The following is a 12296-nucleotide window of genomic DNA, read 5'->3' as shown; positions in this document are numbered from 1 at the left end:
TAAATGTGGAATAGTATGCGACTTACATAGGGAAAGAGGATACTTACATGGTCCGTAGTATGACAGGATACGGCAAAGGATTTGCCGAAAATGCAGACGCACGTGTCACTATCGAAATGAAGTCTGTTAATCACAGATATCTAGATTTGAATATCAAACTTCCTAAGAAGCTCAACTTTTTAGAGAGTCAGGTTCGAAACAAAATCAGCGAAAGTATTTTTAGAGGAAAAGTAGACGTATACATTACGTTAAATGAGCATTCTGATGCTTGCTATCAGGTGTCTATTAATGACGCCATTGCGCAAAAATACTTGGATTCTATTTCTGCTATGGCTGAGAAGCTTGGAATAGATAACGACATGAAGGCTAGCAATATTTCTAGATTACCTGACGTAATCGAATTAGAGGAAATGGATGCTGATGAAGAAGGACTCAAGGAGCTTGTTCTTAGAGCACTTGATTTATGTATTAACCAGTTTGTAGAGTCTCGTATTGCCGAAGGAAACCGTCTTGAGGCCGACTTGATTGCTAAAATGGATGAAATGCTTGTTCTGGTTGATAAATTAGAAAAGCGTAGTCCTCAAATCATCGAAGAATACAGACAAAAGCTCAAAGCAAAGGTTGCAGAGCTTTTAGAGGATACTAATATTGATGAGGCACGTTTGGCTCAAGAAGTTGTTATCTATGCTGACAAGGTCTGCATTGATGAGGAAATGGTACGACTTAAAAGCCATGTTTCTGAGACTAGAGGCGTCTTTGATTTAGACAAAGAAGTAGGACGCAAACTTGATTTCTTGGCACAGGAACTTAATAGAGAGGCAAATACAATTCTTTCAAAGTCTACCGATGTTGAAATCGCAGATATTGGTATTACTCTCAAGACACTTATTGAAAAGGTTAGAGAACAGATTCAAAATATCGAATAATTATGGCTTTTATTAACATAGGTTTTGGAAACATTATAAATAGCAAAAAAATTGTCTCTATGATTACTTCAGATTCTGCCCCTGCTAAAAGAATTGTTGCAGGAGCCAAAGAAAAAGGAAACATCATAGATGCAACTCAAGGCAGAAGAACTAGAGCAGTTATTATCTGTGATGATTATGTTGTTTTATCAGCTCTTATGCCTGATACAATAGCTACTAGAATTAGCGATAATTCTACCAAGGAGGATTTAGAGTATGATGCATGATAAAGGCCTTGTGGTTGTATTATCTGGCTTTTCGGGTGCAGGCAAAGGTACAATTATGAAACATTTGCTTGAGGCACATCCAACAGATTACAATCTATCTATTTCGGCCACCACTAGGGCAATGCGTGCGGGAGAAAAAGAAGGAAGAGAATACTTCTTTAAAACAAAAGAAGAATTCGAAGAAATGATTAAAAATGATGAGCTTTTGGAGTATGCCACATTCAATGGTAATTCCTATGGAACACCTAGAGCATATGTTGAGCAGCTTATTGACAGACGTAAGGATGTCATTCTCGAGATAGACACACATGGTGCACTTCAAGTTAAAAAGATGTACCCAGATGCTTTATTATTATTTACAATGCCGCCTTCTGCTGCGGAATTAAAAAATAGACTTGTAGGAAGAGGTACAGAGACTCCTGAGGTTATTGCTCAGAGACTTGCGATTTCTAACAAGGAAGCAGACATAATGGATAACTATGATTACCTGATTATCAATGATTCATTAGAGAAAGCTGTAGATCAGGTTCATAATATAATTCAAGCTGAACATTTCAAGGTGTCAAGAAACACAATGACAATCAGTGAAATGAAAGAACAATTAAAGATATTTGAAAGGAGTAATTAATTATGATACATCCATCTTATGTAGAATTAATGGAAAAAGTAAATGAAAATGTAGAGGTTGGAGAGGAGCCAGTTGTAAACTCACGTTATACAATCGTTGCTGCTACAGCTAAGCGTGCTCGCCAGATTATTGATGGAGCTGAGCCACTTATCAACTACAAGAAGGGTGATAAGCCACTTTCAATTGCCGTAAATGAGTTAAATGACGGTGCTATCAAAATTTTAAATGAGGATGTAAACAATTAATCGATGAAGGTTTTATTTGTTTCTCTTGGCTGCGATAAGAATCTCGTTGATTCTGAGCATATGCTTGGTGATTTAATGGATAATGGTTTTACCATTTGCGACGATGAATCTGAAGCAGACATTATTGTAGTAAATACATGTTCTTTCATAGCTGATGCCATGGAAGAAAGTATTCAAAATATCATTGATTTAGGCTCTTACAAAGAGACAGGCAACCTAAAGGGACTTATTGTTACTGGGTGCTTGGCTCAACGCTTTACCGAAGATATTCTTAAGGATTTACCTGAGGTTGACGCTATCATAGGAACTAATTCATATGATGAATTATTAAATGCTATTAATATAGTCCTAGAAAAAAATGGAGAGAAACCAGTTATTAAAAAGGACTTAGTTGGATTGCCAAAAGATGGCCGACGAGTTCTTACAACTGGTGGACACTATGCATATTTAAAAATTGCCGAAGGATGTAATAAAAGATGTACTTATTGTATTATTCCATACATTCGAGGCAATTATCGTTCATATCCAATGGAGCAGATTCTTGAGGAAGCAAAGCAATTAGCTGCAGATGGAGTTAAGGAGCTTATAGTAGTTGCTCAAGAAACAACTGTTTACGGAATTGATATTTATGGAAAAAAATCACTTCCAGAGTTACTTCACAAGCTATGCTTGATTGAAGGTATAGAATGGATTCGAATTCTTTATGCATATCCAGAAGAAATAACAGACGAATTAATTCAGTGTATGGCTTCTGAGCCAAAGATTTGTCATTACATTGATATGCCTATTCAACATTGCAATGATGATATTCTTGCAAAGATGGGCAGAAAGACAAATAAAGCTGATATTATGAATATTGCAGCTCGTTTGAGAAAGGCTATGCCTGATATTTCGCTTAGAACCACATTAATATGTGGATTCCCAGGTGAAACTCAGGAAATGCACGAGGAGCTTTTGGAGTTCATTAGAACTATGAAATTTGATAGACTTGGTGCATTTGCTTACTCAAAGGAGGACGGAACTGTTGCTGCTAAATGGGATAATCAGGTTGATGATGAACTTAAACAAAAATGGCAAGACGAAGTTATGCTTTGCCAGAAAGATATATGTTTATCAAATAACCAGGGTTACGTTGGACGCACACTTCCAGTTTTTATCGAAGGTAAGCTGCCAGAGGACGGAGTATTTATAGGTAGAACCTATAGAGATACACCATCAGTAGATGGATTTATTTTCGTTAACAGTGACATTGAGCTCAGTAGCGGTCAATATGTTGATGTTACAGTTACTGGCTTTGATGAATATGATTTGATAGGAGATGTAAAGCTATGAATTTACCAAACAAGTTAACACTTATCAGAGTAGTTTTAATTCCATTTTTTGTTTTTTTCTTATTATTGGGACATGCGCTTGATGACAATATGGCATTAAGAATTATTGCAGATGTTATATTTGTAGTTGCCTCTCTTACAGACATGTTAGACGGAAAAATCGCGCGCAAGTATCACCTTGTTACAAACTTTGGAAAATTTATGGACCCATTAGCTGACAAGCTTTTGGTTTGTTCTGCAATGATTTGCTTAATTGAAACAAAGCAATTATTTTCATGGTTTGTAATTATTATTATTGCTAGAGAGTTTATTATTTCAGGATTCAGACTTATTGCTGCTGAAAATGGAATAGTTATTGCAGCAAATATGTTTGGCAAGATTAAAACAGTTACACAGATGATTATGATTATCATCCTTGTTGCAAACATTCAGGCAACATGGCTTGTTGTTATCGGTGAAATCTTTAAATGGGTTGCACTTTTAATGACAATTATTTCACTTGTAATTTATATTTGCCAGAATATTGATGTCCTTAAGGAGCAGAATTAATGGATATCTCTATGCTTGTAGAAAGACTCACAGAGCTTAACCTAACAGTTGCCACTGCAGAATCATGCACTGGCGGTTTAATTGCCAGTAATATTGTTGACGTACCAGGTGCTTCGTATTGCTTTAATGAAGGCTATGTTACATATTCCAATGAAGCAAAAATGAAGAATCTTGGCGTTAAGGATTCTACACTTTCGGCCTACGGAGCTGTTAGCTCACAGACAGCTACAGAAATGGCAATGGGAGTTAGAAAAAGAGCAAGCTCTAATTTCGGTGTTTCTTCTACAGGTATAGCTGGCCCAGGAGGAGGTTCTCCTTCAAAACCAGTTGGACTTGTTTATGTGGCTTGTGCATATGGAGACAATAAATGTAAGGTTTTAGAGCTACATTTGCATGGTGACAGGACACAAATCAGAAATTTGGCTGCAAATCGAGCCATTGAATTATTGGCTGATTGCTTACAAGAAATAGAGGAATAAAATTTGAGGATTATTTCAGGTAACAAAAGAGGAATGCTCTTAGAAACGCCTGATGGAATGGATACAAGACCTACATCAGATAGAATAAAAGAAACATTATTCAATATGATTGCGCCATATGTTTATGATTCTTATTTTCTAGACTTATTTGCCGGTAGTGGCCAAATGGGAATAGAAGCATTGAGTCGCGGAGCAAGAGAGGCTGTATTCGTAGAAAAGGATAAACGAGCAATTGCTTGTATTGAGAAAAATCTTAATAAGGCAAAGTTTGATGACGATAGTTTATTATTAAAAACTGATGTTTTTTCTGCTTTAAATATGCTTAAAAATCACAGCGTTTTCGATATTGTTTTTATGGACCCACCATATAACAAATTAATCGAAAAGGATGTGCTGAAATCCTTAGCTAACTCACCTTTTATATCTGATGAGACATTAATAATTGTTGAAGCTTCTTTAGAAACTGATTTTGATTATGTTGAGTCATATGGATATTCTATTACTAAAGAAAAGCTTTACAAAACAAATAAGCATATATTTTTGAAGAAGGCGTAAAATGAAAAGAGCAATTTATCCAGGCAGTTTTGATCCCATTACTTATGGGCATTTGGATATTATAAATAGAGCAAGTAAATTATGTGACGAATTAATCATTGGAGTTCTAAACAACAAACAAAAAAATCCGTTGTTTTCCATTGATGAACGTGTTAGTATGATAAAGGAATTGACTGAAAATTTAGATAATGTCAAGGTTGAAAGCTTTGAAGGATTGTTAGTTGATTTTGCAAAAAAACAAGATGCTCAAGTAATAATTAGGGGATTAAGAGCTGTTACTGATTTTGAAAATGAAATTCAATTAGCTCAGTCAAATAAAGTTCAGTACCCAGAACTTGAAACATTGTTTATGACCACATCTTTAAAGTATTCTTATTTGAGTTCTACCGTCGCAAAGGAATTTGCGTCATATGGAGGAGATATCAGTTTGTTTGTTCCTAAACAGATCATACCTCTCATAGAAGCGAAATTTAAAGACAAGGAGAATTAATGTTATGGCAAGTGCAAGCAAAATAGAAGATATTATTGACGAGATTGAAGCCTATATTGATGATTGTAAACCATCTGCTTTTTCAACTAGTAAAATTGTTGTTAATAAGGATGAGTTAGAGTCATTATTACAAGAACTTAGAACAAAAACACCTGACGAGATTAGAAAATATCAAAGAATGATTGCTAATCGTGAGCAGATTCTTGCTGATGCAAAAGCTAAGGCCGATGAAATTGTTAGTCAGGCTGAGATAAAGACTAATGAACTTGTTTCTCAGCATCAGATTATGCAACAGGCATATGCTCAGGCAAATGAGGTTATTCTTATTGCTCAAAAGAACGCTCAAGAGACAATTGATAGAGCAACAGAAGATGCTAATAATATTCGTATGGGAGCTATCGCATATACGGATGAATTACTTGCTAATATTCAAACTATTTTGGCTAATTCTATCGAAACTACAAGAACACGTACTGACCAGTTCTTGAGCACTATGCAGGTTTATTTAGATACTGTTGATGCAAACAGAGCATCATTGGTTCCTGATTCATTAAACGATGGTGATGATGATCCAGCTGCTAACCTTGAATCAACAGGGGATATTACAAATGATGAAGTTGCACATGAATCACATGCTGCAGCATCAAAAGAAGAGGATGATATTCCAGCTCTTGATATTCCAGAGCAGTTTTTTAACAAGGAATAAAGTTTAATGCAAAAGTTTTTACCTATTTCTAAAGAAGATATGGATGAACGTGGCATTTCTCAACTTGATTTTGTCTATGTTTGTGGAGATGCATATGTAGATCATCCTTCATTCGGGGCGGCAATTATTTGCCGCCTTCTTGAGTTGCATGGATATTCTGTTGGCATTATTGCTCAACCAGATTGGAAGGATGACAACTCTATTAATATATTGGGAGAGCCTAGATTAGGCTTTTTTGTAAGCGCTGGTAATATGGATTCAATGGTAAATCATTACAGCGTTTCAAAACATAGAAGAGAATTTGATAACTATTCTCCAGGTGGCAAGATTGGACTTAGGCCAGATTATGCCACTGTTGTTTACTGTAATTTAATAAGGCATACCTATAAGAAAAAGCCAATAATCATTGGAGGTATCGAAGCATCCCTTCGAAGATTAGCGCACTATGACTACTGGTCTAACAAAATTAGACGTTCTATATTGTTGGATTCAGGAGCGGATTTGATTTCCTATGGTATGGGTGAACGTTCAGTTATCGAAATCGCAGATTGTCTTGCTTCGGGAATGGATGTTAAGGATATTACTTATATTCCTGGTACTGTTTTCAAAACAAGAGATGTTGAGTTCACTGAGGATGCAATTATTTTGCCGTCCTACGAAGAAATAAAAGCAGATAAAGCTACATATGCTAAAAGCTTTTATACTCAATACGTAAATACGGATGCCTTTACAGCTAAAAAATTAGTAGAAACATATGATGGGGCTATGTTTGTTATACAGAATCCACCTCAGGAGCCTCTAACAAGACAAGAGATGGATGATGTATATGCAATTGAATATATGCGTACCTATCATCCAATCTATGAAAAGGATGGCGGAATCCCAGCCATCAAAGAAGTAAAATTCTCATTGATTAGTAATAGAGGATGCTTTGGCGGATGCAATTTCTGTGCCCTTACATTCCATCAGGGACGAATTATTCAGTCTAGAAGTCATGAATCTATTATTGAGGAAGCAAAGCTCATTTCAAAGGATCCTGAGTTTAAGGGTTACATTCATGATGTAGGTGGCCCTACAGCTAACTTTAGAAATCCATCCTGCAAAAAACAGATGACAAAGGGTGTGTGCATGCATAGACAATGTCTATTCCCTACAAAATGCCCAAATCTAGAGGTGGATCACAAAGATTATGTATCATTGCTTACTAAGCTTAGAAAACTTCCAGGAATTAAGAAGGTCTTTGTACGTTCTGGTGTACGATTTGACTATGCCATGTACGATAAAGACGATACATTCCTTAGAGATTTATGTAAATATCACGTTAGTGGACAGCTAAAGGTTGCGCCTGAGCATATTTCAAATAATGTGCTTTCCTATCTGGGTAAGCCTGATATTTCTATATACAATAGCTTTTGTGAGAAATATGCAAAGATAAACAAAGAACTAGGCTTAAAGCAATATTTGGTGCCATATCTTATGAGCTCTCATCCAGGTTCAACTTTGGACGATGCCATTGCTCTTGCAGAGTATTTAAGAGACCATCATTTGTCTCCAGAGCAGGTTCAGGATTTTTATCCTACTCCTAGTACAATATCAACTACCATGTACTACACTGAAATTGATCCTAGGGATATGAAGCCTGTTTATGTTTGTAAGAATCCTCATGAAAAAGCCATGCAAAGAGCTCTGATTCAATACAAGAGACCTGAAAACTATGATTTGGTTAAAGAAGCTCTTATGAAGGCTGGTCGTGAAGATTTAATTGGCTTTGGTGAGGAATGTCTCATCCCACCAAGAAAAATAAAGAGCCGAGAATTCAAGAAAAACGAACCTAAAAAGAACCATTCAAATGCACCGAAAACAAATGAAACAAAAGATGGTTCAAAAGGGTCAAAATCTATAAATAAAAATAATAAGTCTTCCAGAACAAATAATTCTGGCAAACATAATAAGTCAAATGAAAGAACTAAAAATAAGCGCAAACGATAGTAATCAACGTTTTGATAAATTTTTAAAACGCGTTCTTCCTAACGCAAGCACAAGCTTTATTTATAAAATGCTTCGTAAGAAGAATATTACTTTGAATGACAAAAAAGCTGATGGGTCAGAGAAACTTAATATAGGCGATAATATCAAGATTTGGTTTTCTGATGAAACTTTTGCCAAAATGGCGGGAGCTGATGATAGAGATGAACTCTATTATTCCATCAAAGAAGTAAATCATAATATTTCTATAGTTTATGAGGATGATGATATTATCATTATTAATAAACCAGCAGGAATAAAATCTCAAAAGGATACACCCTCAGATGTTTCAATAAATGAGATGGCTATATCCTATATGATTAATGAGGGCCAGCTTAGTGAAGAACGCTTTAAACATTTCCATCCAAGCGTTTGTAACAGGTTGGATAGAAATACTTCTGGCATAGTACTTTTTGCAAAGAATCTACATGCTGCACAGGAATTAGGTGAAGCATTAAAAGAACGAAGCTGTAGAAAGATGTATCGTACTGTAGTTCTTGGCAAAATTGACTGTAAGCAGGAGATTAATGGTTTTTTATCTAAGGATGAATCCACAAATAAGGTAACTATTTTGGATCATGAGGCAAAAGATTCAAAGCCAATCAAGACAGCTTATCGACCAATAAAAAATATTGGAGATGATTTTACTTTGCTTGAGATTCATTTGATTACAGGTAGAACTCATCAGATTAGAGCACATTTGGCCTCTATAGGGCATCCAATTTTAGGAGATAATAAATACGGAAATACGATAATTAATAAAAAACAAAAGGTAAGAGGGCAGCTTCTGCATGCATATTCCATTGAATTTGCAGACGGAAGGAAATATGTCTGTGATTTACCGAGGGAGTTTAATGAGTACATTTAAGTCACGTGGACTTCGTGGATCCACATTTGAAGAATTCATAAATAAAACAAATGAGGTTTATGCCGAAAACGGTTTAGCTCTCATCCAGAAAATTCCCACACCAATTACACCTATAGATATGGACAGTAAAAAAGGGCATATTACTCTTGCCTATTTTGACCAAAAATCAACTGTCGATTATGTGGGGGCAATCCAAGGAATTCCAGTATGTTTTGACGCAAAAGAATGTAATAAAGACACATTTCCACTTCAAAATATACATGCACATCAGATTGATTTTATGGGCAAATGGGAAGCGCAGGATGGACTGGCGTTTATTTTGATTTTCTTTAGCGAGCGAGATATGTATTATTATCTAACCTACGAAAAGCTGAAATCATTCTGGGACAGGATGCAGGAAGGCGGCAGAAAAAGCTTTAGAATCGAAGAATTAGATGAAAAGTATTTCTTTACTACAAAGCCTAATTTGCTAGTGCCTTATCTAGATATGATCAACATTGATTTGTCTACCAGGCCATAAAATTTATAAGTGCAAACCAGACCCAAATATGTGATATCAGGGTCTGGTTTTTTATTAGTGATAATATTAGATAGTGTTATAATGAACTAAGTAAGGATTATTTAGGAGTGGGTATGAATAAATTAAGAATTGCTTTATGTGATGACGACAAAAGAGATTGTCAAAGGATTTTAAATTTTGTAGATGAATATTTACAGGAAAAAAACATAAACGCAGACGTAAAGGTATTTAATCATCCAGATGCTCTTTTGGAAGAATGCATGGGGTTCAGACCTCATATTTATATTCTAGATATTGTTATGCCTATGGTCACAGGTATTGAGGCGGCTAGAGAGCTTAGATGGAATCAGCCGGATGCACAGATTATTTTCGCTACTTCAGAAAGCACATATGCGCTAGAATCTTTTGATGTAAATCCTATTAATTATATTTTAAAACCTGTTGATAGAGAAAAACTATTTTCCACTCTTGATTTAGCTATTAGTCGCATAGATTTAGAGAATGATAAAAGCGTCCTAATTAAAGTCAAAGGTGGATTTCAAACTATTAAGCTTGATGATATTCTCTATATTGAATACCGAAATCATTTGGTTACATATCATTTGGGCTCTGGAGAATGCATCTCTCCACCAACGCTTCGAGTAGGATTTTCTGATTATCTCGATGAGAATCATGGAGGAACTGATTTTGTAAGGTGTCATGAGTCAATTGCAGTAAATGTTGGTGCAATTGATAAACTAACTAAAACTGAGATAACTCTTAGAAATAAAGAGATACTTCCAGTTTCAAAAAGCAGACATTCTGAAGTGATGGATGCATATATGGATTTTAGATTTTAATATAAATCAAAAAAGACATGTCATTTTGATATGTCTTTTTTTAATTCCGTGCAAATTCGGGGGAAAACAGTGTGAAAAAATTCTGTATATATGCATTGTGATATATTTGTTATTGAAAGGTGACATAAAAAGAGGAAATACTATGGCAAAAGAAAATCATGTTTATGAAATTCCAAAAAAAGATGGAAGCGTCTGGCCTAATGATTGTTGCCCAGCTTACACGCCTAGAGAAGATTCAATTGAAAGTATAAAGGGGTGTTGGTACTGCAAATACGCAGATTTCCATATTAAAGAAGAGACAGTCTTGGAAGTTGGGATATGTAGATGGCCGAATAAGGTTATAGATTAATCAATTTATGGGATACTAATCATAGACATTAGGAGGGTAAATGAGACGAAATATTATGGTCTAGAATTAAATATGGGACACAAAGCGTTAGTGTGGTTAGTTATTCTTTATTTATTTGAATGCATTTATTAGAATAAAAGCTGAGGGATATAAACTAATTTGATAAGAAAGGGTAGATATGACTGATTTTCTTGCTGGACCATATTCGTTATTATTTGTTGGAAATATTGTGGCCATATACATATACTATTTGTTTCACAAGAATTTTTATAAAAAGCGTGATTTTTTCGAGAAAAACTGGTTTTGCTTATTAGTGATTTATGTTTTTTCGGTTGTAGGCTTTTTCTATTTAAATACATTTGGTCATACAGTTTTAAATATGATTGCCGCATTTGCTTTCTATTTTTTGCCTTTATTTATTGGCTATAAGGTTAATAATATACGTGGTATAGTCTATTTTATTTTTTATATAGCAATGCAAGGCGCCCTTGAAATTGGTATTGCCTTAGCGATGGAAGATATGGGGCAAATTGATAGTTATAATATGGACTATGCATGGATGGTTCCAACTGGTACAGGCGTGACACTTTTAGTACAGTTTATCTTTGCTAAAGGTATGTGCTACTTTGGAAACAAAGAAAAAGATAGAAGATTTGATAAGGTTGCATTGGCATATGTGGTGCTTCCATTTGTAACAATTATTTTTTATTGTTTTACAGGAGTTGAATATATAAATAATGGCGATTCTTTTATTCTTACTGAATATACAAAGATGATTGTTATTCTCATATTATTCAATTTATTCGTTTTTGCTTTACTTGAAAAATTTACTGATTTGCTGAAAAAGGAAATTATCCTTAAGCAGAATGAAATCAAGCTTCAATCTGATGCAGAAATAATGGCACTGGCCACAAAAAATATGAAGGAAAGACTTACATCATCAGAGGAGGTGATTGAGCAAGATAGAAAAATGCGTCATGACCGTAGGCACTTCGAGGCTCTACTTTTGTCATTACTACAAGAAGGAAATATAGAGAAAGCTAAAAGCTGTTTAGAAGATCGTATGGCAATAGAACCTAGGAGTATAAAGAAATACTGTGATAATGCTACAATTAATGCATCGCTTACTCACTATGTTTCTCTTGCGGAATTAAATAATATTAAAATTACTGTATCAACTAATATCCCTCGAGAACTTGAGATGGATGAATTGCAACTTGCTATTGTGATAAGCAATCTTTTAGAAAATGCAATACATGCTTGTGAGAATCTTGATGAGAATGATAGATTCATTGAAGTTACTGCAAAATATAAAAGCCAGCTTCTTCTAGAAATAGTAAATTCATGTGATGGGGTTGTGCCACTAAATGAGGATGGATATCCATTTAGCAATATGTCAAATCATGGAATTGGTACCAGAAGTGTACTTGCATTTATTCAAGAAACAGATAGTGATATTAAATATATATCAGAGAATGGAGTATTTAAAGTTAGGATGGTTATTTAGGTAGTTAGATACT

16 protein-coding genes are annotated in these 12296 nt (G+C 34.9%); all 16 read left to right on the top strand.

Going from position 1 to position 12296, the window contains the following annotated elements; all coding sequences use genetic code 11:
* The first annotated feature begins 47 nt into the window (after positions 1-47).
* The 16 genes from E7276_RS00870 (at position 48) to E7276_RS00795 (ending at position 12283) form a co-directional block, all read left to right on the top strand.
* Complete coding sequence (locus E7276_RS00870) at positions 48-926, top strand: YicC/YloC family endoribonuclease (protein WP_294212523.1); 879 nt, start codon at positions 48-50, stop codon at positions 924-926.
* 2 nt (positions 927-928) lie between these two features.
* Positions 929-1192, top strand: coding sequence for an extracellular matrix/biofilm biosynthesis regulator RemA family protein (locus E7276_RS00865; RefSeq protein ID WP_294212520.1), 264 nt, complete (start codon positions 929-931; stop codon positions 1190-1192).
* On the top strand, positions 1185-1820 hold the full coding sequence (gmk, locus tag E7276_RS00860) for a guanylate kinase (RefSeq protein WP_294212853.1): 636 nt from the start codon (positions 1185-1187) through the stop codon (positions 1818-1820). Before E7276_RS00865 ends, gmk begins: the two co-directional genes overlap by 8 nt.
* Positions 1821-1822: 2 nt before the next feature.
* Positions 1823-2065: a DNA-directed RNA polymerase subunit omega gene (gene rpoZ, locus E7276_RS00855; RefSeq protein ID WP_294212519.1), complete on the top strand. Its 243-nt coding sequence runs from the start codon at positions 1823-1825 to the stop codon at positions 2063-2065.
* 3 nt (positions 2066-2068) lie between these two features.
* A complete protein-coding gene (gene rimO / locus E7276_RS00850; protein ID WP_294212516.1) occupies positions 2069-3397 on the top strand; it encodes a 30S ribosomal protein S12 methylthiotransferase RimO in 1329 nt (442 codons plus the stop codon).
* Positions 3394-3945 (top strand): CDP-diacylglycerol--glycerol-3-phosphate 3-phosphatidyltransferase, encoded by a 552-nt coding sequence (gene pgsA, locus E7276_RS00845; protein WP_294212513.1) that lies wholly within the window; start codon positions 3394-3396, stop codon positions 3943-3945. The genes rimO and pgsA overlap by 4 nt, the downstream gene beginning before the upstream one ends.
* The gene (locus E7276_RS00840) at positions 3945-4424 is read left to right on the top strand and encodes a CinA family protein (protein ID WP_330598886.1); all 480 of its coding nucleotides are present in this window, start codon (positions 3945-3947) and stop codon (positions 4422-4424) included. The genes pgsA and E7276_RS00840 overlap by 1 nt, the downstream gene beginning before the upstream one ends.
* A gap of 3 nt (positions 4425-4427) precedes the next feature.
* Positions 4428-4979 carry a 16S rRNA (guanine(966)-N(2))-methyltransferase RsmD gene (gene rsmD, locus E7276_RS00835; RefSeq protein ID WP_294212510.1) on the top strand — a complete coding sequence of 184 codons (552 nt, stop codon included), beginning with the start codon at positions 4428-4430 and terminating at the stop codon, positions 4977-4979.
* A gap of 1 nt (position 4980) precedes the next feature.
* A complete protein-coding gene (gene coaD / locus E7276_RS00830; protein WP_294212507.1) occupies positions 4981-5469 on the top strand; it encodes a pantetheine-phosphate adenylyltransferase in 489 nt (162 codons plus the stop codon).
* Between the two features lie 4 nt (positions 5470-5473).
* Positions 5474-6175: an ATPase gene (locus tag E7276_RS00825; protein ID WP_294212504.1), complete on the top strand. Its 702-nt coding sequence runs from the start codon at positions 5474-5476 to the stop codon at positions 6173-6175.
* 6 nt (positions 6176-6181) lie between these two features.
* Positions 6182-8164 (top strand): YgiQ family radical SAM protein, encoded by a 1983-nt coding sequence (locus tag E7276_RS00820; protein WP_294212502.1) that lies wholly within the window; start codon positions 6182-6184, stop codon positions 8162-8164.
* Complete coding sequence (locus E7276_RS00815) at positions 8133-9068, top strand: RluA family pseudouridine synthase (RefSeq protein ID WP_294212500.1); 936 nt, start codon at positions 8133-8135, stop codon at positions 9066-9068. Before E7276_RS00820 ends, E7276_RS00815 begins: the two co-directional genes overlap by 32 nt.
* Complete coding sequence (locus E7276_RS00810; RefSeq protein WP_294212497.1) at positions 9055-9588, top strand: Holliday junction resolvase RecU; 534 nt, start codon at positions 9055-9057, stop codon at positions 9586-9588. The genes E7276_RS00815 and E7276_RS00810 overlap by 14 nt, the downstream gene beginning before the upstream one ends.
* A 113-nt stretch (positions 9589-9701) precedes the next feature.
* On the top strand, positions 9702-10427 hold the full coding sequence (locus E7276_RS00805; RefSeq protein WP_294212494.1) for a LytR/AlgR family response regulator transcription factor: 726 nt from the start codon (positions 9702-9704) through the stop codon (positions 10425-10427).
* Between the two features lie 142 nt (positions 10428-10569).
* A complete protein-coding gene (locus E7276_RS00800; RefSeq protein WP_294212491.1) occupies positions 10570-10776 on the top strand; it encodes a hypothetical protein in 207 nt (68 codons plus the stop codon).
* A gap of 178 nt (positions 10777-10954) precedes the next feature.
* Entirely contained in the window at positions 10955-12283 is a 1329-nt protein-coding gene (locus E7276_RS00795) for a sensor histidine kinase (protein WP_294212488.1), read from the top strand.
* Positions 12284-12296: the final 13 nt, after the last annotated feature.

Source organism: Pseudobutyrivibrio sp., assembly GCF_015057185.1.
In the GTDB taxonomy this organism is placed as follows: Bacteria; Bacillota; Clostridia; order Lachnospirales; family Lachnospiraceae; genus Pseudobutyrivibrio.
Note: the sequence above shows the minus strand (reverse complement) of the source record. Positions and strands in the feature narration are given on the sequence as shown.